The organism is Streptomyces sp. CB02923 (genome assembly GCF_001905005.1).
GTDB lineage: Bacteria > Actinomycetota > Actinomycetes > Streptomycetales > Streptomycetaceae > Streptomyces.
This window is the reverse complement of record NZ_LWKZ01000026.1, coordinates 338,598-362,436: the sequence shown is the minus strand read 5'-3', so window position 1 is coordinate 362,436 and position 23,839 is coordinate 338,598. Positions and strand designations below refer to the sequence as shown.

Sequence of the window (23,839 nt, the reverse complement as noted above, 5' to 3'; positions counted from 1 at the left end):
AACTGGAAGTACGCACTTTTCGGTGACGGGGGGACCTGATGGTGACCAAGCATGTGCTCAAGGGCCTGCCCGCGGACGCCGACCTGCGGCGCGCGGACTCCCTGGCGCGGGAGATCTTCTCGGACGTCGCCAACAAGTGGGCGTTCCTGATCATCGAGGCGCTCGGCGAGCGCACCCTGCGCTTCAGCGAGCTGCGCAACGAGGTCGAGGGCATCAGCCACAAGATGCTCACCCAGAACCTGCGCATGCTGGAGCGCAACGGGTTGGCCGTGCGGAAGGTGCACCCCACCGTGCCGCCACGGGTCGAGTACACCCTCACCGAGCCGGGCCGGGCCCTGCGCGCCACGGTCGACGCCATGTGCGGCTGGACCCACCAGTACCTCGGTCACATCGAGGACGCACGCAGCCGCTTCGACGCCTGACGGGCGCGCGGCGCCCCACTCTCGCGGCGCGCTTCCTTCATCGGTCTCAAGACTGATGCGCCGTCCGTTACGGTCACCTTCTGTAGACGCTCAGGACTCCGGCCCCCGCGCCCCCGCCAGCTTCCCCGCCACCGCCGCCCGTGACGACACCCCCAGTTTCGCGAAGACGTGCGCGACATGTGTCTCGACCGTCCGCGGGCTCAGGAACAGCCGTTCCGCGATCCGCTGGTTGCTGAAGCCCTGCCGGACCAGCTCGGCCACTTCGGCCTCCCGCCGCGAGAGCCGTCCGTCCGGCTGCGCCGCCGCCCGCCTGGCCCGTACGCCCAGCTTCCGCTGCTCGCGTACGGTGCGGGCGTGCAACTCCAGGGCTCCGCACGTGCCGAACACCTCCGCCGCCCGCGCCAGTTCCGTACGTGCCGCGGACTTCTGCCCGCAGCGGGCGTGCGCGGTCCCGGCCCGCAGCCAGGCCCGCGCGGCGAACAGCCGCTCGCCCGCCGCCTCGAACAGCTCCGCGGCCCGCACCGCGCCCTGCGCCGCCGCTGCCGGGTCGCTCTCCTGCTCCGCGTGCGCCCGCGCCAGCGCCCCGTGCCCCGACCCCGCACCGCCGCCCGGGACCGCCTCGGTCCGGTCCGCCCAGCGCGCCGCCGCTTCCGGCCGCCCCCGTTCGGCCTCCGCGTCGGCCATCGCCTCGCAGCACACCAGCAGGCAGCTGCGCTCCAGCAGCGGGGAGACGAACCCGTCGCAGGCGGCCAGCACCTGAGCCGCGCCCGCGTCCACCTCCTGCAGCCCCACCAGGGCCAGGCCGCGGCCGACGGCGCCGAGTCGCGCCCACCATTCCCGGCGGCCGTCCGCGTGCCGGATCGCCTCGTCGGCGAGCGCCAGCGCCGCGGTGTGATCGCCCGTCCAGCGGACCATGAGCGACTTCACGGCCAGCGCCAGGGCCACGCACTCGTCGGAGCCGAGCAGCCGCGCGGCGTCCACCGCGTCCTCGGCCCGGTCCACGGCCTCCGCGAGCCGTCCCGTCCGCCCGTACGTGAAGGCCTGCGCGGTGAGGATCCAGGGCGACAGATAGCTCTGCCCGGTGGCGTTGGCGATGGCCAGGCTGCGCTCGACCATACGGGCGGCCTGCGGCAGCCGGCCCATCATCGCGTCGATCCAGCACAGGAAGGACAGCGACTCCAGCCAGGGGGCCAGCTCCGCGTCGGTGGCCTCTTCCGTCAGCCGCTCGGCCTTGGCGGCGAGGTCGTGCGCGGTGTCCAGGGCGCCCGCGCCGTACGTGCATCCGAGCCGGAGCGTCACCAGCGGCACCCAGTCGTCGGGCGCGCCGCCGGCCGCCTCGGCCCCGCCGCCGGGCCGGGACAGCACGGCGGTCAGCCGGTCCAACTGCTCGGCGGCGGCCGGGAAGTCGGCGCGGATGAGGCTGTCGCCGATCAGCTGGAGGTGCAGCGGGACCGCGTCCGCCGCGTGCTCCGCCGGGACCCGGCCCAGCTCGGAGCGGAGCAGGGCCCGGCCCTGCGCCTGCCGGTTGAGCAGCCGCTCCAGGATCGCGCAGAACCGGGCGGCGCCGGCCCGCTGCGCCCAGGCGTCCGGCGGCAGCAGCCGCAGCACTTCCAGCGCGGTGTCGCGGCCCTGGACGAGCCGCCCCCCGACGCCCTGGAGCCGGGCCAGTTCGACGAGCAGCGAGAGCCGGTCGGGCGCGGGCCCGGCCGCCGTGCCGCCGGGTTTCTCGGGGAGCAGGTCCAGGGCGGTGCGCAGCCACTGGGCGGCGGTCGCGGGGGACTGGTACGCGGTCGCGCGGGCCGCCTCGACGAGCACGCCGACGGACAGCAGGTCTCCGAAACGCGCCGAGCGGGCGATGTGGCGGGCGCGGGTGACGGTGGGCGCGTCGCGCTCGTCCAGGGCGGCGGCCACGCGCGCGTGCGCGGCGACCCGCCAGCCCGCGCCGGAGGAGGCGTACGCGAGGTGCCGGACGACGGGGTGGCGGAAGCGGAAGCGCCCCGGGGCCGGCGCGCAGCGCACCACGTCCCGTACCGCCAGCTCGTCGAGCGCCGCCAGCGCCTCCGCCTCGGTCGTCAGCGCTGCCACGGCCACCATGCCCGGTTCGAACTCGTCGCCGAGCGTGGCGGCGGCCTGGGCGGCCAGCCGCGCGCCGTCGGGGAGCGCGGCCAGTTCGGCGGCCAGCGCTTCGCGTACCGCGTGCGGCAGCAGGCCGTCGTCGTCGGCCGGGGCGGCGCTCTCGGCGGGGTGCCCGGCGGGTGCGGCGGCGGCCGGTGCGGAGCGGGCCAGCGCCTCCAAATACAGCGGATTGCCGCCGCTGGCCTCGTACAGCGCGCGGCGGCGCCGGGCACCGACGGACGGGCCGAGGAACTCCCCGGCCTCCCGGAGGGTGAGCGGCGCGACCTCGATCCGGGTACGCAGGCCCGGTGCGGCGTCGGCGAGGGCGGCGGTGAGCCGGGGCCCCGCCTGGCGGGTGCGGTAGGTGACGGCGAGCAGGAGGGGACCGCGCGGCGGGTGCCGGGCGAGGTGGGAGAGCAGTTCCACCGAACCCTCGTCGGCCCAGTGCACGTCGTCCAGCAGGACCGCGAGGCCGCCGGGAGTCGCGAGGGCCTCCAGCAGGAGGCGTACGGCGCGGTGCACGCGGTAGCGGTTGAGGCCGGTGCTCGGGGCCGCCGCGGGGTCCGGCCCCGGCCGGTCCGCCGACAGGGCGGGGAAGACGTCGGCGAGCAGCCGCGCGCTCTCCGCGTCGAGAGCCGCGCGCACCTGCTCGGCGCGGCTCTCCACCTGGTCGTCCAGGGCGTCCACGGCCAGCGAGAGGGGAACGTCGTTCTCGTACTCGGTGCCCCGCCCGCGCAGCACGGTCAGTCCGTGCCGCAGGGCGGCGCCGGCGGTCTCGCCGAGCAGTCTGGTCTTGCCCGCCCCCGGGTCCCCGGTCAGTTCGACGAGCCGGAACTCGCCCGCCGCGGCCCGCTCCGCTTCCTTGCCGAGGAGCCGTACGACCTCCGTACGGCCGACGAGCGCGCGGTTGCCGTGGAGCGGTGCGGAGCTGTCGGGCATCGGGCGGGCCGGTTTCGGTCGGGTGGGCGGACGGACGTACGGGTGAACGGGTGAACGGCGGAGGACGCCCCAATGGAATATTTTGGTCTATAGAGACTATTCGGGCAATTTATCGGGGTGGCGGGGGCCGAGGAGGGCCAGTGCCGTATGCAACGCCGCATCCCCCTGTTCACCACTGAAGGCGTCCGCGACGCCGAGGTCACCGTGCACCCCTTCGCCGCGGGCGACGGCCTGGGCCTGACCCTGACCCGCTACCGCCGCGCACCGGCCGCCCGTCCCGCGCCTGCCGCCGCTCCCGCAGCCGACCGCCCCGCGCCCGCCGACGCCGTGCTGCTCGTGCACGGCCTCACCACGTCGAGCGACATGTTCGTCATGCCCGAGCACGACGACCTCACCACCTACCTGCTCGACCACGGCTACCCCGACGTCTGGGCCCTCGACCACCGGATGAGCAACCGCTTCCCGTACGACCTGGCCGCGCACCGCTTCACCCTCGACGACGTCGCCCTGCACGACTTCCCCGCCGCGTTCGCCGAGATCCGGGCCCACATCGGCCCGGCGGCCCGGCTGCACGTGATCGCACACTGCCTGGGCGGGGTGGCCTTCGCCATGAGCCTGGCCGCCGGTGTCGTCACCGGTGTCACCAGCGCGGTCGTCAACAGCTCCGCCCTAGTCCTGCGGCCGCCCCGCTGGTCCCGCTGCAAGCTCTCCGTCGTCCCCGGCCTGACCGAGTACGTGCTCGGTCTGCCCTACCTCAACCCCGCCTGGCCGCAGGACGCCGCCTTCACCCGCGGCCGCATGATCGCCCGCCTGGTCTCGCTCTTCCACCCCGAATGCCGCGTCCCCGCCTGCCACATGGTGAGCGCGATGTGGGGCTCCGGGCGGCCCGCGCTGTACGACCACGCGCTGATGTCACCCGTCACCCACGACCGCGTCGCGGACCTGTTCGGAGCCACCGGCGTGCACTACTACCGGCACATCCGGGCGATCGTACGGGCCGGGCGGGCCGTCAAGTACCGGCCCGGCGACCCGGCGTACCGCGAACTGCCCGACGACTACCTGGAGGCGGCGGCCGGCCTGACCACCCCGCTCCTGCTGACCACCGGCGACCACAACCGCGTCATGGCCGACTCCAACCCCGCCTGCCAGCGCGAACTCGCGGCCCGCGCGCCCGGAGTGTCCCGGCTGCACCTCTTCCCGGGCTACGGCCACCAGGACGTCTTCATGGGCAAGGACAGCGCGCGGGACGTCTTCCCGCACCTGACCGCGTTCCTGGACACGCACGCGCACTGAGACGCGCTACCGCCCCGGCCCGTACACGCCCCACAGCTCCCCGGCGAAGAACCGCCCGAACCGGGCGAGCGCGGCGAGCGGCGCGGCGCCCGTCGCGCGCATGGAGGCCAGCTGCCGGACGAAGTCCAGCCGCCCCACGCGCACCACGCCGGAACAGAGCGGCGCCGACGCGGGCTCCTCACCCGGGGCGTGCCGGCCGTGGTGGAACTCGACCGCCAGGGTGGTCGTGTCCGCCCACAGGTCGGGCCCCGGATCGTCACCCACCTCCTTGCGGCCGGTGAGCGTCAGCGGGCGGCCCTGCGGCCCGTCCAGGTGGAGGAGGTAGAGCATCCGCCGGCGCCCCGGCAGCCCGCTCGGCACGAACAGGTTGAACCAGCCCTCCCGTACGGGCAGCCTGCCGCCCAGCGGGTCGCAGTCCACCGCACCGCGCACGGCGGCCCGGTGGTCCGGCGAGTCGATGAAGGCGTCCACGTCGTCGAGGGTGATGGTCAGGCGCAGGGCGAGCCCCGGCCCGTCGGCCAGCGCGCCGCGCATGACCTCGGCGAACGTCAGCGCGGTGGAGGGCGCCGGGGCCGGGCGGTACGCCCGCCGGGGCGGCCGGTCCTCCAGCAGCCGGGTGCACATCCGGTCCGCCAGCGCCGCGATCGTCAGCGACGGGTTCACCCCGACCGGCCCCGGCAGCGCCGCCGCGTCCGCCACGTACAGGCGCGGGTGGCCGAACACCTCGCCGTACGGATCGCAGACGGCTTCCTCCGGGCGGTCGCCGAGGGGCGCGCCGCCCACCGGGTGGACGGTGACGACCCGCCGCCACCACCAGGCCGGGTTGTCCAGGCACCCGGTCCCCATCGCGTCGGCGAGCTGCCGCATCGTGGTGCGGACGCCTTCGTAGTACGCCCGGCTCGTGGCGGTGGTCCACCGGATGTCCAGCCGGCCGTCGCGCAGCCCCATGACCCCGTCGGGTACGTCCCGGCCCACGCCCAGCAGCGGCAGCACCCCGGGGAAACCCCTGCCGGGTCCGAGCAGGGCGGCGATCTCGCCGGAGAGGTTGCTGTCCGGTGAACCGCGGGCGTGGTCCATCGCGAGGCCGGCGGCGACCGCGGCCAGCCGCCCGGCGCCCCCGGCGAGCCGTACGCCCTCCGCGAGCCAGTTCAGGAAGCCGGGGTAGCCGCCGTCCTGGACGATGTGCCCACGCCCGGAACCACCGTCCGCCTCGCCGACCACACCGGTGATCACCGGCCCCCGGTCGGGACGCGGCACCGGCGTACCCCGCCGGCCGTACAGGAAGGTCAGCAGGTCGCCGTTGCCGCAGAAGCGGGTGCCCAGCGCCGGGCCCAGGCCGGGCAGCCGCGCCCGGTTGGCCAGCAGCAGGTGCACCGTGCCGTACGCGCCCGCCGCCAGCACCAGGCGGTCGCAGTCGATGTACTGCCGCGGCAGATCGGCGGTGCGCGCAGGCTGCCCGGCGCCGTCCGTGTCGTGCACGACGTAACCGACGCGATAGCCGCTGTCCAGCGGCTCCACCGTCACGGCCTGGTGCCCGGTCCGCAGATCGGCGCCGCGGTGGCGCGCGGCGGACAGGTAGGTGTGGTCGAGGGTGTTCTTCGCGCCGTTGTTGCAGCCCAGATCGCATTCACCGGTGAGCGCGCAGGTGCCGCGCGGCACGCCGTGGAGATTGCCGTACGGCTCGTCCGCGAGCGGCAGGCCGGGGGCGGGCGGCGCGCCGGGGCGGGGGGCGAAGCTGACCGCGAGCGGCGCCGGTGACCAGGGCAGCCCCGCCCGCCCGGCCGCCTCCCGCAGGGCCCGCGTCTTCGGGGTACGGGCGTACGGTTCGGCGTCCACCGGGTAGGGGACCGGGCGCAGGACCGACTCGACCGCGTCGTAGTGCGGATCGAGGTCGGCCCGAGTCAGCGGCCAGGACTCGTGGCCGCCGCCGGGCAGTTCCTCCCGTGTCACGAACCAGTGCGCCTCCTTGCGGAGCAGCACGTTGGCGTAGATCAGCGAACCGCCGCCCAGCCCGCTGGAGACGAGGGAGTCGCAGCCCCGGAACCGCCAGACGTCGAACAGTCCGTACAGCCCCTCGCTCGGGTCCCAGAGAGCCCGCCCCAGCTCCGCCGGAGTACGGGGGAAACTCCCCGGCGGATACGCCCGTCCGCGCTCCAGGACGACGACGGACAGCCCCGCCTCCGCCAGCCGGTACGCCGCCACCGAGCCGCCGAAACCGGACCCGACGACCAGCGCCCCGACCCGCGCGGGACGCCCCGCCCCGCTCCTCGGCGACGCCTCGGCCACGATCCGTCCTCCAACTCGGCGAACGGCCGCGCGGACCCGCGGCGGCCGGATCTCCCCATGCCCTCCAGTAGATCAACGGTCCGCCGCCCGCACACCCCGAACTCGGCGCGGGCGCGCGTGCCGGACGCCTTGCGGCAGGCGGGAATCCGACGACAGGGTCCGGGCCGGAAAGACCTGTGCCGGGAGGTGTGGAACACCACCGGGTGGACAGGAGAACCCCATCAGTGCTTCGGAAACGCAGGCACCCGCGAGGGGCCACCCGTCTGCCGTTTTCCGCCGCGTGCCCTCGCGAGCCGTTCGAACGCACCACAGCGTTTTGAGGAGGGCCCGCCATGGCCACCACCGCACCCGCACGCCGCAAGCGCCGTCACACCGACCCGGACACCGCCGAGGACCTCCGCCTCCTGGCCGGACTGCCCGACGGAGCGCGCCGGACCCGCGTGCGACGGCGGGTGATCGCCACCTGGCTGCCGATGGCCCACCGCCTCGCGCACCGGCTGCGCGACCGCGGCGAGAGCCTCGACGACCTGCGGCAGGTCGCCGCTCTCGGCCTGGTCAAGGCCGTCGACCGCTACGACCCCCGACGCGCCGACGCCTTCGAGGCCTTCGCCGTCCCCACCATCACCGGGGAGCTGAAGAAGCACTTCCGCGACTGCACCTGGGACGTCCATGTGCCGCGCCGCGCCCAGGAGGCACGCACCAAGGTCCGTACGGCCGTACGGGAACTGAGCACCACCCTCGACGGCCGCTCGCCGACCGTCGCCCAGCTGGCCGAGCGCACCGGGCTGGGCCAGGAGGACGTCCTGCTCGGGCTGGACGCCCTGGAGACCTACCGCTCCCTGTCGCTGGACGCGGCGCTCGGCCCGGACGGCGACAGCGACGACCACACCCTCAAGGACATCCTGGGCAGCACCGAGACCGGCTTCGCGCGGATCGACCGGCGCGAGGCGGTCAAACCCGCGCTGGCCCGCCTGCCGGAACGCGAACGCCACATCCTCTACCTGCGGTTCTTCGACGACATGACACAGAGCGCCATCGCGGCCGAGACCGGCCTGTCCCAGATGCACGTCTCCCGGCTGCTCAGCCGGTCCCTGGCCCGCATCCGCGCCGAGGTCGCCCCGGCAGCGGCCGACGACGTCCGCGCCGCGGCCTGATCCGCGACGCGGCGGCAGCCGGCCCCTCCCGCCGACGGACTGCGGGCAGCGCCGGACCGTAGGCACGATGGTGTACGAGGCGTGGGCGCACAGCCGTAATACTCCGTGAACCCCGCTTCGAACTTGGGTTCGGTTATGGCGTGTCCCCGGCCGGGCCGGTATACACGGACCCAGACGACGGGAGGCACCCGATGACCATCGACGGTTTCACGACATGCCTGTGGTTCGACGGACAGGCCGAGGAAGCGGCGCACCACTACCTGTCCATCTTCAAGAACTCCCAGCTCGGCGCCATCGCCCGCTACAACGAGGCCGGGCCGGGGACGCCCGGCGAGGTGATGGCGGTCGAGTTCGTCCTCAACGGCCAGAAGTTCATGGGGCTCAACGGAGGCCCGCAGTTCACGTTCAGCGAAGCCGTGTCGTTCCAGGTCCGCTGCGCCGACCAGGAAGAAGTGGACTACTACTGGGACAAGCTCGTGGACGGGGGCGAGGAAGGCCCCTGCGGCTGGCTGAAGGACAAGTACGGCGTGTCCTGGCAGGTCTTCCCCACGGAACTCCTCCAACTGGTCACCGACTCCGACCCGGAGGCGGCGAAACGGGCCACCGAGGCGATGTACCGCATGAAGAAGATCGACCTCGCCGCGGTCCGCACGGCACACGCCGCGGAGCAGTGAGGCGCGGGCGGCGGCCCCTCCACTCGTTCGGAGGCGCCTTTGGTGGCAAACCGGGGCCAACGGGTAGTCAGCCCCCATGTCTCCCGACGCGCCCCTGACGGCCGTGCCTCTGACGGCCGCGCCCCTGCCGGTCGAAGCGCCGATGGCCGCCTTCCACCTGGCCATCGGCATCGGCCCGCTCATCGCGGGCGTGATCGTCGTGCTCCTGCTGACCGGCGCCGTGGTGTACGGCCACCGGCGCCGCGCACAGGCCCGGACTACGAGGGAGACGGCCGGGAACGGCTGAAGGCCGCCGCCCATGACGTTCCGACGAGGGAAGGCACCTGTACGGGCATCAGTCCGGGCATCACTACCGGCACGGGCACAGGTACCTGTAGGGGCACCGGTACCGGCACGGGCGTCAGTACCTGCACGGTCACCGGCGCCTGCGCCGAAACCGGCGCTGACCCGGTGCTGTACCCGTACCCGTACCGGCGTTGCGGCACGCACCGGTTCCGGCGTTCCGGCCCGCGCCGGAGAGCGCGGCGGGCACGTCGACACGTAGCCGACACGTACCGGGAAGCACGCGCACACCGGGCCGGCGCGCGACCGCTGCCCGGCACCCGACAGCCTGGCACCAGCGGCGGCCGGGTCGCCGGTGCCGCTGCGGCTCAGAGCCGGTGCGCCTCCTCGGCGGTCGCCGGGCCGCGGCGCAGGGACAGCAGCCGCAGCCGGTAGAGAAGGCGGGGCCGGCCCGCGGCGGCAGGCTCCGGTGCCGCGGTGGGAGCGGGAACGGGGGCCGGAGTGTAGGCGGGAGTGGGGGGCTGGGGCCGCGCGGATTCGGGTCCCTTGGAGTCCGTGGGTTCGAAGTCCTCGGAGTGTGCGGCTTCGGGCCCCTTGGACTGTGCGGCTTCGGGGGTGGGCTCGTGGGCGGGCTCGTGCGAGGAGTAGCTCAGGGCGCGCAGATAGCCTGCCAGCGCGCGTTGGGGATCGATGGGCATGACGCACCTCTCCTGCTGATCGCTGCTGCCTGATGCGGGAGCGCCCCGCAGGTGCGGGAGCGCGGGCCCGGTCAGCAGCGCAGGACGGTGTGGCGCGCGCGGTCGCCGGCGGCGTTGCGTACACCCGGCCGGAGGTCGGCCCAGCGGGCGAGGAGACGGCTGAGGCGGCCGGTGCGGCAGGGCAACGACGGCGTGACGGCCTGCGCCGTGGGGGAGCGGTCAATCCGCCCCGCCCGGGGCGCCCGGGACGCGGCAACCTGGGTGAAGCTGTCGTCGGCCGCCGGTTCGCCCGACATGGCGGCGGCGACCTCGGAAGGCCCCGCGGCCGGTTCGAGGGCCGCGGGCGCCGAACCGCACAGGGCGATCAGCACCGCGATCAGCACCAGAACACCGGTCCGTGCCACGGACCGGTGGATCTGGCAGCCCCCTCGGTTCATGCGCAAAGAGTAGCTATTCGGCTACTGTCTGCGCATGTCGTCGAACGGGTGAGTTTAGCGCCGCTGAAGCCGGCCCTCGCCCGCGGAAAGGAGCTGCCATGGCAGGCGGCAAGCGTATTCTCATCACCGGCGCGGGTTCCGGCTTCGGCCGCGACGCCGCCCTGCGCCTCGCCGGACGCGGGCACCACGTCATCGCGGCGGCCGAGAACCGCCCGCAGATGACCGCGCTGATGGACGAGGCGGACCGGCACGGCGTCGTCCTCCAGGTCGAGAACCTGGACGTCACCGACGCGCTGCATCGTCGGCAGGCGCACACCTGGGACGTGGACGTACTGTTCAACAACGCCGCCGTCGGAGAAATGGGCCCGCTGTCGGAAATCCCCCTGGAATTGTTCCGGCGGGTTTTCGAGGTGAACGTGTTCGGGCATCTCGCGCTGGCCCAGGGATTCGCCCGGCAGATGGCGGAGCGCGGCAGCGGCCGCATCGTCTGGCTGTCGTCCATCGCGGGTCTGACGACCAATCCGTATCTCGGTCCGTACTGCGCCTCCAAATACGCCGTCGAGTCGATCGCCCAGGCCATGCACGACGAACTCAAACCGCTGGGCGTCCAGGTGTGCACCATCAACCCGGGCCCGTACCGGACGGGCTTCAACGATCGGATGGGCGATGCGCTGCGCGTCTGGTTCGATGCGGGAAAGTCCTTCAGCGCCGAGCACTTCACCACGGATCTCGGCGTCGAGGTCCGGCTCGCCGACGATTACGGCGAGATGACCGGGGAGAGCCAGAAGGACCCCGAGGAGATCGTCGAACTCTTCGTGAAGGTCGCCGAGGAGGACTCCGGCCTTTTCCGCAATTTCCTCCCGGCGGACCGCGTCGAAGAGGTGAAGCGGCAGCAGGCCGCGATCTGGGATCTCCGGCAGTGAACCGGACCGCCGCCGATTCCGGTTCCGTTCCCGATCCCGATCCCGATCCCGATCCCGATCCTGTTCCCGTTCCCGGTTCCGTGCAGACCGTCCCGCTCCGCCCCGTCCCCGGCCCCCGTGGCCTGCCGTGGCTCGGCAACCTGCCCGCCTTCGGCAAGGACCCGCTCGTCTTCATGGCCCGGCTGCGGGACGAGTACGGGGACGCCGTGACGTGGTCCCTCGGCCCGCGGCGCAGCCTCTTCCTCTCCCACCCGCAGCACATCGCCGAATTCCTCGCCTCCCGGGAGCACGCCTACGACCTCCTGGACGTCGGCTGGGCGTTCCAGCAGATCACCGGCGAGAGCGTCATCCGCAGCACGGGCGCCGACTGGCGCCGCAAGCGTGGCCTGGTCCAGCCGGCCGTCCGCCCGCGCCAGGTGCGCCGTTACGCCCGGACCATGGTCGGCAGCGCGCTCGCGACGGCCGACCGCTGGCGCGAGGGCGAACAGGTCGACGTACGGCGGGAGATGACGCTCCTCACCCAGTGCGTCGTGCTCCGTACGCTGTTCGGCAACGATCTCGGGGACCGGGCGCAGGCGCTCGGCGAGGCGATGGCGGTGGCGGAGCACGTGGTCGGTGCCGAGCTGCGCGGCATCGGCCTCTTCTTGCCGGGCTGGGTGCGCACGCCGTCCCGGCGGCGCCTGCTCGACGCCGTCGCCACCATCGACGCCGAGGTGCACCGGCTGATCGGCGCGCGGCGGGACGGGGCAGGAGCCGAGGGCGCCGACGGCCGGCGGTGGACCGAAGGCCGTACCGAAGGCCGTATCGAACCCCGTACCGACGGGGCCGGTGAGGACGGCGAGGGCGGCCGGGACGACGATCTGCTGACGCGGCTCCTCGAAGCCGCCGACGAGGAACAGCGTCCACTGTCCGCCAAGGAGGTCCGCGACGAGGCGGTGACGCTCTGGGCGGCCGGTCACGAGACGACCTCCACCGCGTTGACGTGGATCTGGTGCCTGCTGTCGCGGTCGCCGGAGGTGCGGGCGCGGCTGGACGACGAGCTGGACCGCGTCCTGGGCGGGCGGCCGCCCACCGTCGACGACCACGAACAGCTCCACTGGACCCGGCAGATCGTCAAGGAGGCCCTGCGGATCTATCCACCGGCCTGGGTGATCGCCGCTGTGGCCCGGGAGGGCGCCGTCCTGGGCGGCACCGTCGTTCCGGCGGGCACGGCGGTGTGGTGCAGCCAGTGGACGGCCCACCGGGACCCGCGCTGGTTCCCCGACCCGACGGCGTTCCGCCCCGAACGCTGGGACGCCGACGCGCCGGACGCCATCCCCGACCACGCCTGGTTCCCGTTCGGCGGCGGCTCGCGCGCCTGTATCGGCGCCCGGTTCGCGCAGGTGGAGGCGGTACTGCTGCTGGCCACCCTGGCGCAGCGCTTCCACCTGGAGGTCACGCCGGAGGAAGCGCCCCACCAGATCGGCATACTCATCCAGCCCGCTGTGCCCCTGGTGGGGACCGTACGCGTACGCCCGCGGTCGTGACTGTGACGGTGACCGCGACCGGCCAGAGGATCGCGCTGTCGCGGCTCCTCAGCCGAGGATGCCCAGTTCGGTGTCCGGACGGCAGCCGTAGCACGCCTCGACGCCCTGCCCCAGGGCGTCGACCGCCTGTCCACGGCTGATGGCCCGGCCGCGGGCCTGGCCGCACCCGCCGACGTGGACGCGGACGGGGCGCCCGTCGCGGCCCCCGCGTCGTTCGGTCTCCAGCAGCCAGTCGGGCCGGGGCGGCCGGACCGGTACGGGGCGGTCGCGCTCCTGCTGTTCGAGGTGCTGGATACGGGCCCGGACGGCGGTGAGCTGCAGGCGCAGCCACGTCTCCAGGATGCGGAGGCGCGGCAGGTCCGGGGGCAGTTCGCTCACATGTTCGAGTCTAGCCCTCCGGAGACGCCACGGGGGACAGGGGAGCGGTACGGACCTGGGGCCGGCAGACCACCGCGGCGCACAGCAGCGCGGCCGCGATGCCGCCCAGATGGGCGCGGCTGGAGAGGGTGGAGGTCAGGACGCACTCCAAGGAGAAGGCCAGCGCCGTCCCCACGACCAGTACGGGAACCCGGCAGGCCCATCCGGTACAGATCAGCAGCCCGACCACGGCCGCGGACGGACCGGTGTCGGCCAGCGTCGCCTCGGCCGGTGGGACCGCCAGCGGATGGCCGGGGCCGAGGGCGAGCAGGAAGCGGGCGAAGAACGTCGCCGCGGCCGTGACGGTCAGGGACACCGTCGCCGTACGTACCGTCCCCAGGACGCACTCGGCCGCCCCGAAGATCACGATCACCTGGGCGAGGGCACCCCACCACGGGAGGCCCGGCGCCCGCGCGAACAGCGACAGCGGCAGCCGCAGCAGCACCAGCCAGGGCGGTACGTCGGCCCGCACCCCGGCGAGCGACCAGACGAACCGCTCGCCCGCGTCCGTCAGCGCGAGGGCGTGGAAGGCGATCACGAGGACCACGGAGACCGCTGTCAGCGGTACCGCGGCCAGGCGGCGACGGCACAGCGCGGCCCACGTCGGCCCGGCGACACGGTGCCACTGCGCCAGGAGAGCCTGCCCGGTGCGTGTCGACAGGCCGGGCACGTACTCCTGAGGAGCGCCGACCGAGCGGCCCGGACCCGGCGGATGTCGCTCGGGGTGGGGGAGGCATCGCTCGGAGCGGGGGAGGCGCTGCTCCGAGCGGGAGAAGCGCTGCTCGGGTCGGGGGAGGCGCCGCTCCGGGCCCGGCAGGTCGCGCTCCCGGCGCGGGAGGGGCCGCCATGCGCCGGTCACGGGCCGGTCCAGTTCTTCATCGCGCCTCCGGCACGAACCGGCGACCGGGTCGCGGTCCGGCGATCGTGATCAGTCGTTCCTCACGCGTACGTCACTCGTCACTTGTACCTCACACGTACCTCGCTCGTTCCCGACACGACTCCCACGGCTCGCCGGTCGGATCCGGTTCACTCATTCGCCACTCCGCCACTCCGCCACTCCGCCACTTCGCCACTCCGTCCCCGTCGTCGCGGGTTCCCCGGTGGGCTGAGTGCATGTCAGCGACCCGGTGGCCGAGGTGGCGTCGGTCTCGCCGGCTCCGGGGCGAGGGCGGGCCGTGGTCCTGCGCGACGGGCCGTGGTCCTGCGGACCGGCTCCGTCCTGCGGGGATGTCAAACTACGACGTTCCTCGTACAATGATGATCCCCGGCTGGAACCGACCGCCCGGAGCCGACTTCCAGGAGCCGCCATGACGACCACCACCACGACGACATCAGCCGACCGGCCCGGTGCCCGCGTCCTGGACCACCCGGACCCTGCGGAGATCCGCCTCGAAGACGTACTGCACGCACTCGCCGACCCGATGCGGCTGCGGATCGTACGCCGTCTCGCGGCCGCCCAGGGAGAACTGTCCTGTACGGTCATCGAGCTGCCCGTCAGCAAGTCCACCTGCACGCACCACTACCGGGTCCTGCGCGAACACGGCGTCATCAGCCAGATCTACCGCGGCACGGCCAAGATGAACGTGCTGCGCCGCGCGGACCTCGACGCACTGTTCCCCGGCCTGATCGAACGGGTCCTGGAAGCGGCGGACCTCCAGGACGAACGCCTCGACGGCTGAACCGCGCTCCCGGGCGCACCACACCCCAGGGCGGACGGGCCCCGGACTCCCGCCTATCGGCAGCCCCCGCCCCCCGCCCCGATCCCTCAGCGGTCCCCCTCCCCGGCCGCCGCCAGTAGCTCCGGCCAGTCGGCGATCTTCACGGTCGTCCGCCCCAGCCCCCGGCCGAGCGCGGCCTCCGCCGCCTCGATGCCCAGCCAGCCCTGCCAGCGGACCGGCCGCTGCCCGGCCCGCCGCAGCGCCTCCACCGGGTCGTCCGGCACCGGCTCGCGCGCCAGCGCGCCCGCGTCCGCCAGCAACGCGGCCGCGGTCTGCTTCGCACACGGCCGGTTCGTGCCGATCACCCCGGTCGGCCCCCGCTTGATCCACCCCGCCACGTACTCGCCGGGACAGGGCACACCCTCCCGCAGTACCCGCCCCTCCACGTGCGGCACTGTCCCGGTCGCCGCGTCGAACGGCAGGCCCGGCTGCGGCGTCCCCTTGTAGCCGACCGAACGCAGAACCAACTGCGCCGGAATCTCCTCGTACCGCCCGGTGCCCGTGGCCCCGCCCAGCCCGTCCGGCACCGTCCGCTCGAACCGCACCCCGCGCACCCCCGACTTCGCGTCACCGACCACCTCGACCGGCCGGAGGAAGAACCGCAGGTGAATCCGCCGCCGCCCACGACGCGCGCCGCCGTCTCCTTCCCCCTCACCCCCCTCACCGCCCTCGGCCCAGCCGCGAAGTACCTGCACATTGCGCCGGTTCACCGCAGGCAGCCCCGCGGGATCGCCGTACGCCGGATCCAGCGCCAGCTCCTCAGGCCGTACGGCCACGTCGGCGCCAGGCAGCGCACCCAGCTCGCGCAGCTCTTTGGTGGTGAACTTCGCCTGTGACGGCCCCCGCCGCCCCACCAGCCACACGTCCTCCACCCGGCTCTCCGCGAGCGCGCCAAGCGCCGCCTGCGGTACGTCCGTGCTCGCCAGCTCGTCCGCCCCGCGGGCGAGGACCCGCGCCACGTCCACCGCGACATTGCCCACGCCGATCACCACCGCCGACCGCGCGGCCAGCGGAAAGCGGCCGTCCGCCGCGTCCGGATGCGCGCTGTACCAGGAGACGAAGTCGGTGGCGGAGTGGCTGCCGGGCAGTTCTTCGCCGGGGATGCCCAGGTGGCGGTCGGTGGCGGCCCCCACGCAGTACACCACCGCGTGGAACATGCGCCGCAGCTCCCGCGGACCGAGGCCACCGGCCCCCACGTCGACGTTGCCGAGGAAGTGCACGCGCGGGTGCTCCAGCACCGTACGGAGGTTGTGCTGCAGCGACTTGATCTTCTCGTGGTCGGGCGCGACGCCGTAGCGGACCAGCCCGTACGGGCACGGCAACCGGTCGAGCACATACACCTCGACATCCGGTACGGCTTCCTGCCCGACCAGCGCCTGAGCGGTATAGACGCCACTGGGTCCCGAACCGATCACTGCGACACGAAGCACGGAAGGCCCCTTTCCGCGGAGTCCTACCAGAATCGCACTGCTGTGGGGCGCGCGGGAGGTGCGCTGCTGCGGTTGTCCGACGGAACGGCCCCGGCGGGCCGACAAGGGTGAACGTCGCGCACGAACCGGCATTCACCCACACGGGCGAATTTCACCGCGCCCCTGCGCCTGCTTTCTGCCCTACCCCTCTGCCCCTACCCCTCCGCCGCAGCGCCTTCCCGCCCCAGCACCGGAGGCTCGTGCACCGGCGGCTCCTGCGCCGAGGGCTCCTGCACCGGCGACGGATCCAGCAGCGGAGGCGGGCCCTCCAGCGGAGGCTCCGGCCCTTCGCTGGGCGGAGTGCCCAGCCCCCAGTCCAGCCCGTACCGCTGGAACAGTTCGGCCCGCAGCCGCGCGGCAGGCATCGGCGCCCCCGGCAGCAGGACCGCCACCACCGATCCCATCAGCAACGCCCGCAACAGCCGGTAGTCCGTATCCGCGTCCTCGGTGCCGTACCGCTCCACCGTGTCACGCAGCAAGAACGCCAGTCGCTGCTGCTCAGGACACTGGATGAAACCTTCCGCCGTCAGGATTCCGGCCATGTGCGTACGCATCAGCAGCGGACGTTCCTGCGCCAGCCCCAGAATCGCGTCGATCGCCCGCGCCAGCCGCTCCCGGCCCGCGTCCGCACCCGCCGGCACCGGCTCCCGTTCGAGCGCCGCCTGCAAGGAGTGGTGCATCAGCCGGTGCACGGCCGACTGGAGCAGCTGCCGCTTCCCGGGGAAGTAGTACGAGATCAGCCCACGCGCCGACCCGGCACGGCAGGCGATGTCCCCGAGCGTCGTCGCCTCGTACCCGCGCTCGTCCACCAGCTCGACGGTCGCCTGCAACAAGCGCTCCCGGGAACGCCGCCGCAACTCTTCATTGACCGAGGGGCTGCGGGGGGACATGCTGTTAACTCCTGCGTTGACTGGCTGAGAGCCAATATACTCAGCAGGTCTCCGGATGTCCGCCCCGACGCGGCCAGGACTCCGGCCGAGCTGCCTGAGTCGGGCGACGCGGGGGATCGTCCGACTCAGGTGTGCGTGATGTCGATCATCCCCCCTGTGACCTGCATTTTTGCAGGTCACAGGGGGTGTGGGTCGGGGCGGGCGTGCAAGTTCGATCATCTCTGGTCACTCTTGGTCGTACTGATGCTGACTCAATGCTGGTTTTCCTGATGGGGTGTCAGATGAAAACTGGTTACGCTCCGTGTCGGTCGCGAGGGGGCTCGAGCTAGGTCTGGGGACGTCAGCGGGGCGAAAGCGGCTCCCTGGATGACTCCCTCAGTCGCGATCCGATGGAATTGACTGCCGACCGCTCACGAGTTCCTTGCACCCGCTTGCCGACCTTCACGCGTCGGTAGGCAGGCGCACGCTCGGCTGCGGAACCGCAATGCCGTGGGCTCTGCATGAATGAGGGGCGCTTCCGGGGATCGTCAAGGCAGACGATCTCGGTACGTACGTCATGAAGTCGTCTACTGCACCGGACTGACCTGCAAGTATGTGGTGATGCGCGTCTCTGACCTGCGTCAATGGGGCTTTCAGTGTCTTTCAGGGTCGAGCCGCGTTATGTGGCCGATTCTCCCCAGCCGCTCCCCAGCGACCTCCATACTCCCCAGATTCTCTCCAGGCGGGTATTAGCCGTGAGGGACGGAAGCGCGGGTGGGTAGTCCTTCCGGAGGCTTCTGGTGAGTACGCTGAGTGACGTGGCTGGGCCGGGCGAAAGAGGGCAAACCTACTTGCAGATTCTTCGTCTGCTGGTGGTACAGCAGTCGCCCCCATACTGATCAGCGGAAACGGGAGTTGGCAGGGACGCTTGGCGTGGGCTGGTCCGGAAATGGTCCGGATCTTGGTGTGCTGGCGCTGGTTCGCGTCATGCTGCGGCTGCAGTGGGTTGTCCTAGTCGCTCGGGACTGGCCTCTCCAGGGACCGACGACCGGGACGGCGAGGTCTCCTGGGCCGTCACCGTCGGCCGGGAGGCCCGGCTCAGAGATCCCTAAACCAGGGCGGCGTCGGTGAACCGTCCGGTTCCAGGCCGTGCGGCCACCGTGCGAAGGCTCTGAGCGACTTGGCTTCCCCCGTGTTTGCGGCTGCTCGGAAGAGGACCTCAGCTCGCTCGTGGTTACCCGCTTCCTCGCATAGTTCCCCAAGAAGGACCAGAGCGTCTGGGTCTCTGGCGCTGGCCGCCTCGTGGGCGAGGATTTCGGCGCTTTCGCGGTCCCCAGCCTGTGCTCGCATCTGGGCCAGGCTGGCCAAGAGCATGGTGTACCCGGCGTCGGACACTTTACGAGCGAAGGCATCTGCGCCCTCATGGTTGCCAGATCGCTCCCGCTGCAGCCCCAGGCGAGGCAGCGCGAAGACGTTTCCGGCGCCAGCCGCTCTGAAGGCGAGCGTTTCGGCTTCTTCGTAATCGCCCGTGTCCTCCCGTATCTGGGCCAGCATGGCCAAGGCGAAGGGGTCGTTGGCATCGGCGGCTTCGCGTGCGAGGAGTTCGGCTCCCTTGTGGTCCCCCTCAGAATGCCGGATCTCCGCAAGGAGGTGCAGGGCCCAAGCATGCCCGGCGCCAGCTGCTCTGAAGGCGAGGGTTTCGGCTCCCTCGCGGTTTCCAGCCTCTTCCCGCAGTTCCAGCAGGAGGTCTAGGGCTTCTGGGCTACCCGCGTTGGCTGTTCTGAGGGCGAGGGTTTCGGCTTCTTCGTGGGCGCCTGCGTTCTCTCGCCGCTCCACAACCCGAGACGCAGCCGTTGAGTCGCCGGCAGCGGCTGCTTCGCGGGCGAGGGCTTCGGCTCCCTCACGGTCCCCGGCCGCTTCCCGCAGCTCGGCCAAGAGGCTCAGTGCCATGGAGTCGCCGGCAGCGGCTGCTTGGTGGGCGAGGGTTTCGGCTCCCTCGTGGTCTCCGACCTCCATCCGCAGGTACGACAAGCGGAGCAGGGCGTGGGTTCTTCCGGCGTCGGCGGCTTCGCGAAGGAAGGCCTCAGCGGCCTCGAGGTCCCCGGCCCTTTCCCGAAGGGAAGCCAGGTGAATCAGGGCGTCGGCGTTGCCTGCGTCGGCCACCTCGCGGAGGAAGGTCTCGGCTCTGCCGGGGCCTTCACCCTTCTCCCACAGATCCAGCAAGAATGTCAGGGAGTCGAAGTCCCCGGCTGCGGAGGCTTCGAGGAGGAGGGCTTCGGCGCCCTTGCGATCCCCGGCCTTCGCCCGTGCCTTCGCCAAGGAGGTCAGGTAGTACGGGCTTCCATCCGCGGCGGCTTCGCGGGCGAGGGCCTCGGCGATCTCCCTGTCCCCGCTCTCCTCCCACACCTCCGCCATGCGGATCAGGCGGGGTCCGCTGTTGGAGGTGTCGGTTGCGAGGGCTCTCTGGCGGAGATGGTGGGCCCATTGCCGACGCCACCGTTGTTGCGCGGCGAGGGAGAGGTTGGTGAGGTCTTCGGCGTGGGTGAGGTGGGTATGGGCCGCGTGCCAGAACGATGCCGGGGGACACAGGTACCAGCGTTCCGCGCGGCCGTGTTGTTCGAGGTAGTCCGCCAGCCGGAACACTGTGCCCCTACCCACCGACGCCGCCACTTCGGCGGGTACCGGCCCGCCCGGAGGGCGCCGTGCGGGTCGAGTGGCAGTTTGGGTGAGGGGTGCTTGTTTGCCGTGGACGGGTTCGGCGAGGGCGGCGAAGGCGGCTTCGGCCCAGTCGGGGCTGCGGTAGTTGTAGTCGTGGTCGGTGAAGTAGTCCTCGGCGGCGTCGATGAGGAAGGCTTGGGGGAGGTGGAGGCCGACGCCGAGCCGGCGGGCGTCCATAGCCGCTTCCAACAGGGCTCGTGCCGAGGGCGTGCCTTGCTGATACCGCCGCAGGAGCTCTGGGCCACCGGCGAGATCCTGCGCGAGCCGACCGTGCCCTTCTACGCGGCCGAGCGCGTCCCTCAGCAGCTCGTCACCAGCGGCAGCGAGGTCCCGTGCGGTATCCAGGGCTGCCTCGTCGAACGCTTCCGGGACGATCACGGTCCGCCCGCTCAGCAATTCCCGGAGCCGGCTATGGGTGTCCGGCGCACCGGGCGGCGGCAAGGCGGTGTACTTCTCGACGTACTCCGGCCATAGTGTCCCAAACACCACCACCGGCGCCCGCTCCGGGGCAGTCAGCAACGAGTGCAGGGCGGCGGCGACACGCTCGCCGGTGTTGGGGTCGCCGAGGTAGTGCTGAGCTTCGTTCAGCCACACCACCGTCCGAGGCCCGACCTTCTCCAGATGCGCGAGTGCGGCGTCCGCGCGGGTCGGTTCGAAGGGATGCCACAGCCGCCACCCCGTCCCGGCCAGCGCTTGTATCGCCTCCCAACACGCCCGTGTCTTCCCCGTCGACGATGACCCGACCAACACCACCATCCCACTACGCCCGGCCACTGCGGTGCTCACCACCTCGCCGAGCACCTCGTCGTGCCTGCGTCGCGCATACCCCGACAAAGCGCGCGTCGCCCGTACTCCGGCCCCGGGCTCGGTGCCGGCGGGATGCACTTCAAGGTCGTGGGGATCCCACTCCTCGACCGGCCTTCCCGGCCCGCCACGCACGATCGGACCGTCACCGCCTTCGCCGGCAGCACGGCGCCGCAGCGCCAGCAGCAAGTCCCGCTTTTGGTTCGGGAGCTTGAGAGCACGCGCCAGCGCCGCCACGGTGACCGCCGACGGCACCGGCCCGCCCACCTGGTATGCCTCGGAGACCGTAGTACGCCCCAAACTCGCTCGGATCGCGAGCTGAGCTTTGGCCAGACGGGCATTGGCCAGTTCATCGGCCAGCAGCTCCCGCAGTTTTGTGAGCGCCTCCTCCCGGTCGCCGGTGTCCTCGCCCGCCATGCTCCCGCCCCCTCAGTGTTCGTCGGTGTTCATCATCGTCCGGCCGAACCCCAGCGACCATCATTTTCGAGACCTTGGGGCCGCGACAGCACCCGCTGCTCGTGACCGAAGGAGAACACCGTGCCCACGCTCGCCCTCATCCTGCTCGTTACCGCCTTGGTGGTCGTCGTCGCGGTCTTGGCCGCCGCAGTAGCGGGGAAGCCGGCGCGTCTCGACGGCGCCACCTATCCCGCCGCTCTCACTCGCGCTGGGATCGTCTTCGCGGCTACTCTCACCCTCGCCACCGCCTTCACCGCGGCCCTCACCGCAGTAACCTCGGGGCTGTGAATCGCGCGGTTTCTCCCTAGATCGTCGCAGTCGGTGATCGACTAGTGACCTGAAAGCGCGAGGTCATGTGCGGGTGAGGCTCTCGTGGTCCCACTGCTCCAACAGCGCCTCCGCGGGCAGCGCGCTGCCGTCGGGGGCTAGGCGCTGGACTGGCATGTCGTGGGAGGCGCATGCGAGCAGTTGCTCGGCGACGAGGCGGGGAACGAGCAGGGCTGCGGTGCCGGCCTTTCGGTTGAAGGCCACCTGGTAGGTGGCGATGACGGATGCCTCCCATGGGGTGAGGGGGTCGCGTTCCGGCTCGCTGTGGCGGGTTCGGGGGAGGGCGGGTGCCTTGACTGCCACCAACTGCCAGGGCGCGGTGGCGGGGCGGTCGGCTTCTTCGCGTGCCTGGCGGATCCAGTCGGCGGTGAGCTGACGGAAGGCGGCGTGGGCCTCGGGCTTCCCCTTGCGGCGGCGCCCGAAGGCGTCGCTGACGACGGTGTACACCGAGAAGTCCTGATCTTCCAGGCGTTGCCAGGACCAGGTGGCTCGGTGACTCCACTCGTACCACGCTCGCCGGAAGGTCTTCTCTGCCTCCGCTCCCAATCCGGCGAAGCCGGGATCGCCGGAGAACTGTGGCGTGGGTAGGACGCGTACGGCCGCAGCCTCGAGTAGATGGGCAGGCTGGACGAGGGCCGCGAAGGCACGACGCTCGGCATCGAGGACGGCGGTGAGGCGACTCTGCAGCCCGTCGGCCCATGGAGCGAGGAACGGGTAGTCGGCTACTGCTTCGTTGCTGCGTGTCAGGTAGGAGTGCAGTCGGCGCCAGTGTGAGTGGCGTCCGGAGCGGAAGTTACGGGCGCGGTCGTAGCGCTCCCATTCCTCGTCATGCCCAGTCTCGTCGTCTTCATCTTCCGCGCCGACGTCATTGGTGTGGGGTGGGTAGTCGCCAGTGGAGAGGGCGATGGCGGCGTCATGCTCGGCCTCGACGTCCTCCGCGTCTTCGGGATCCCTGTCGAGCCAGATGGTGAGAGAATCCACATCGCTCACCGCTGCGCCGAGCGCCAGGATGGGGCTGTCCGTGGGCAGAGGCCACCGGCAGTTCGCGCAGAGCCGCTCGATGGCTTCGCCGAATGGGGTGTCGATCTGGTTCACAGAAGAGGCTGACCGCAGTATGCGGCACTCGGGGCTTCCGTGGAGCTTGCCTTTACCCGTTGCAGAGGCGTGGCAGGTGATGAGGATGTCCCGGGTCGGCCCCAGGGGAACCTCGGGCTTGAAGATCGAACCGAGCATGACTTGGCGGAGCTCACCGAGAGTCGAGGGCATGTCGGCAGGTTATGTGCAGCCACTGACAGTCTGCCAGGAAAACAGTCCCCTCCGCTCTGGGGTGAGTTGACGTACCAGGCCAGACACATGGCCGCCAGCACGATGGCCATGGGGACCATGTGATGAAAGCGGTGGGGCGCGAGTCTCCTCGGTGTGTTCTTCGGCGGGCGGCGGTTGACGAAGTATCCGCCTGCCAGGCAGATGGTGCGCGGGGCGCCCCGGCCACGGCCCGCTCGGTGAGGGTGGTGGTCACCTCGGCGATCGTCGTGTGGAAGGCGGCAGCCAGCAGCGGTACGGGCGTGCGCCTCCGAGCTGGTCGAGCAAGACGGCCAGGGGTGGCGCCGGGTCGTAGTTCCACAGGCCGTCGTCACGTACCAGGCGCCAGGACAGGGCGGGGCGGCGCGCGGTGCCGGCGGCGTTCTCCAGGGCCACAGCGGCCTGCCCTCGTAGGAGATGTCGCGGGCGAGCCCGAGGAGGGCGGCCGCGGCGTCGAAGAGGCGGCCGGCGCTGGAGGCGCGGGGCAGTTGAGGCGGCGCCGGACCATGGTGCGGATGGTCGCGGCCTCGTGCGGGGCCAGTCGCCCGGTGAACGGGCGGGCCGGCTCGGGGGACGGGGCGGCGCTCCGAGCCCCAGGGGTCCGCCCGTCCTTCTTGCAGCGGGCGCAAGGCTGTTTCGCCGTGGTCGGCGCACGCGTTGACGCATATGGCGTGTTTGCTCGCGGTTCAAGACGCGCCAGGGCGTCGGCAAGCTCCGCGCCGCCGTGGAGCGGGTGATTGCGCACTCGAAGTACGGGGAAATCCTCGCCGCTTGCTCCCCCTCTCTTCGTCAAAACGTCACCGTCCGCACCTTTGCCAGGAGGGCTGGCGAGTCCATGAATGACTTTTCTCGCGAAGAGCCCGCATGGCGTTCAAAACCATTAGAGGATTGTCGGACGTTCGCTCTTTTCGAATGAGGGGGTTCGTGTTCCTGCGTACGCTCCGGCGTGCGCTTCGCTCGTGCCGCCGAGTAGCTCTTTTTGCTGCCTTCGTGACGTGTGTGTGCTATTT

At 72.0% G+C, this 23,839-nt stretch carries 20 protein-coding genes and 1 pseudogene; 9 read left to right on the top strand and 12 right to left on the bottom strand.

Translation table 11 applies throughout. The annotated features are described in order from the left end of the window. Nucleotides 1–38: 38 nt before the first annotated feature. Complete coding sequence (locus tag A6A06_RS33185; RefSeq protein WP_073766551.1) at nt 39–422, top strand: winged helix-turn-helix transcriptional regulator; 384 nt, start codon at nt 39–41, stop codon at nt 420–422. A 90-nt stretch (nt 423–512) separates the two neighbouring features. On the opposite strand, the gene A6A06_RS33180 is transcribed toward A6A06_RS33185, so the two are convergent. Further along, nucleotides 513–3,476 carry a helix-turn-helix transcriptional regulator gene (locus A6A06_RS33180; RefSeq protein ID WP_073766549.1) on the bottom strand — a complete coding sequence of 988 codons (2,964 nt, stop codon included), beginning with the start codon at nt 3,474–3,476 and terminating at the stop codon, nt 513–515. Between the two features lie 147 nt (nt 3,477–3,623). On the opposite strand from A6A06_RS33180, the gene A6A06_RS33175 reads away from it, so the two are divergent. Then, nucleotides 3,624–4,769, top strand: coding sequence for an alpha/beta hydrolase (locus A6A06_RS33175; RefSeq protein WP_073766547.1), 1,146 nt, complete (start codon nt 3,624–3,626; stop codon nt 4,767–4,769). A 6-nt stretch (nt 4,770–4,775) separates the two neighbouring features. On the opposite strand, the gene A6A06_RS43630 is transcribed toward A6A06_RS33175, so the two are convergent. Then, nucleotides 4,776–7,055, bottom strand: a complete 2,280-nt coding sequence (locus tag A6A06_RS43630; RefSeq protein WP_073766545.1) for a GMC oxidoreductase — start codon at nt 7,053–7,055, stop codon at nt 4,776–4,778. A gap of 332 nt (nt 7,056–7,387) precedes the next feature. On the opposite strand from A6A06_RS43630, the gene A6A06_RS33165 reads away from it, so the two are divergent. The 3 genes from A6A06_RS33165 (at nt 7,388) to A6A06_RS33155 (ending at nt 9,169) form a co-directional block, all read left to right on the top strand. Beyond that, the gene (locus A6A06_RS33165; protein WP_073766543.1) at nt 7,388–8,209 is read left to right on the top strand and encodes a SigB/SigF/SigG family RNA polymerase sigma factor; all 822 of its coding nucleotides are present in this window, start codon (nt 7,388–7,390) and stop codon (nt 8,207–8,209) included. 191 nt (nt 8,210–8,400) lie between these two features. Beyond that, nucleotides 8,401–8,883: a VOC family protein gene (locus A6A06_RS33160; protein WP_073766541.1), complete on the top strand. Its 483-nt coding sequence runs from the start codon at nt 8,401–8,403 to the stop codon at nt 8,881–8,883. Nucleotides 8,884–8,959: 76 nt separating this feature from the next. Beyond that, on the top strand, nt 8,960–9,169 hold the full coding sequence (locus tag A6A06_RS33155; protein ID WP_073766539.1) for a DUF6479 family protein: 210 nt from the start codon (nt 8,960–8,962) through the stop codon (nt 9,167–9,169). A gap of 364 nt (nt 9,170–9,533) precedes the next feature. Here the strand turns inward: A6A06_RS33155 and A6A06_RS33150 are convergent, their stop codons facing one another. Together A6A06_RS33150 and A6A06_RS33145 are read right to left on the bottom strand one after the other, a co-directional pair. Beyond that, nucleotides 9,534–9,863, bottom strand: a complete 330-nt coding sequence (locus A6A06_RS33150; protein ID WP_073766536.1) for a hypothetical protein — start codon at nt 9,861–9,863, stop codon at nt 9,534–9,536. A gap of 71 nt (nt 9,864–9,934) precedes the next feature. Further along, nucleotides 9,935–10,300 (bottom strand): hypothetical protein, encoded by a 366-nt coding sequence (locus A6A06_RS33145; protein ID WP_199931337.1) that lies wholly within the window; start codon nt 10,298–10,300, stop codon nt 9,935–9,937. Between the two features lie 98 nt (nt 10,301–10,398). On the opposite strand from A6A06_RS33145, the gene A6A06_RS33140 reads away from it, so the two are divergent. Both A6A06_RS33140 and A6A06_RS33135 read left to right on the top strand, forming a co-directional pair. Continuing rightward, nucleotides 10,399–11,223, top strand: coding sequence for an SDR family oxidoreductase (locus A6A06_RS33140; protein ID WP_073766532.1), 825 nt, complete (start codon nt 10,399–10,401; stop codon nt 11,221–11,223). 80 nt (nt 11,224–11,303) lie between these two features. After that, nucleotides 11,304–12,749 (top strand): cytochrome P450, encoded by a 1,446-nt coding sequence (locus A6A06_RS33135; protein ID WP_073767153.1) that lies wholly within the window; start codon nt 11,304–11,306, stop codon nt 12,747–12,749. A gap of 48 nt (nt 12,750–12,797) precedes the next feature. Here the strand turns inward: A6A06_RS33135 and A6A06_RS42350 are convergent, their stop codons facing one another. Together A6A06_RS42350 and A6A06_RS33125 are read right to left on the bottom strand one after the other, a co-directional pair. Then, complete coding sequence (locus A6A06_RS42350) at nt 12,798–13,127, bottom strand: DUF6233 domain-containing protein (protein WP_073766530.1); 330 nt, start codon at nt 13,125–13,127, stop codon at nt 12,798–12,800. A 10-nt stretch (nt 13,128–13,137) separates the two neighbouring features. Next, nucleotides 13,138–14,025 carry a hypothetical protein gene (locus A6A06_RS33125; RefSeq protein WP_199931336.1) on the bottom strand — a complete coding sequence of 296 codons (888 nt, stop codon included), beginning with the start codon at nt 14,023–14,025 and terminating at the stop codon, nt 13,138–13,140. 448 nt (nt 14,026–14,473) lie between these two features. Here A6A06_RS33125 and A6A06_RS33120 point away from each other — a divergent pair, with 448 nt between their 5' ends. Further along, nucleotides 14,474–14,845, top strand: coding sequence for an ArsR/SmtB family transcription factor (locus tag A6A06_RS33120; protein WP_073766526.1), 372 nt, complete (start codon nt 14,474–14,476; stop codon nt 14,843–14,845). An 86-nt stretch (nt 14,846–14,931) separates the two neighbouring features. Here the strand turns inward: A6A06_RS33120 and A6A06_RS33115 are convergent, their stop codons facing one another. From A6A06_RS33115 to A6A06_RS33105, 3 genes are all read right to left on the bottom strand, one after another. Next, nucleotides 14,932–16,314 (bottom strand): FAD-dependent oxidoreductase, encoded by a 1,383-nt coding sequence (locus tag A6A06_RS33115; RefSeq protein WP_073766524.1) that lies wholly within the window; start codon nt 16,312–16,314, stop codon nt 14,932–14,934. A 194-nt stretch (nt 16,315–16,508) separates the two neighbouring features. Then, nucleotides 16,509–17,243 (bottom strand): TetR/AcrR family transcriptional regulator, encoded by a 735-nt coding sequence (locus tag A6A06_RS33110; protein WP_242441077.1) that lies wholly within the window; start codon nt 17,241–17,243, stop codon nt 16,509–16,511. Between the two features lie 1,077 nt (nt 17,244–18,320). Continuing rightward, nucleotides 18,321–21,161, bottom strand: a complete 2,841-nt coding sequence (locus tag A6A06_RS33105; RefSeq protein WP_073766522.1) for a tetratricopeptide repeat protein — start codon at nt 21,159–21,161, stop codon at nt 18,321–18,323. Between the two features lie 120 nt (nt 21,162–21,281). Between A6A06_RS33105 and A6A06_RS33100 the strand changes: the two genes are divergently transcribed. After that, nucleotides 21,282–21,488: a hypothetical protein gene (locus A6A06_RS33100; protein ID WP_073766520.1), complete on the top strand. Its 207-nt coding sequence runs from the start codon at nt 21,282–21,284 to the stop codon at nt 21,486–21,488. A 63-nt stretch (nt 21,489–21,551) separates the two neighbouring features. Here A6A06_RS33100 and A6A06_RS33095 read toward each other — a convergent pair whose 3' ends face one another. From A6A06_RS33095 to A6A06_RS44065, 3 genes and pseudogenes are all read right to left on the bottom strand, one after another. Further along, nucleotides 21,552–22,793 carry a hypothetical protein gene (locus A6A06_RS33095; protein WP_199931335.1) on the bottom strand — a complete coding sequence of 414 codons (1,242 nt, stop codon included), beginning with the start codon at nt 22,791–22,793 and terminating at the stop codon, nt 21,552–21,554. 249 nt (nt 22,794–23,042) lie between these two features. After that, nucleotides 23,043–23,225 (bottom strand): hypothetical protein, encoded by a 183-nt coding sequence (locus tag A6A06_RS43845; protein WP_073766516.1) that lies wholly within the window; start codon nt 23,223–23,225, stop codon nt 23,043–23,045. Nucleotides 23,226–23,272: 47 nt separating this feature from the next. Beyond that, nucleotides 23,273–23,458 (bottom strand): annotated as a pseudogene (locus tag A6A06_RS44065) (hypothetical protein); the annotation flags it as partial. Nucleotides 23,459–23,839 lie beyond the last annotated feature (381 nt).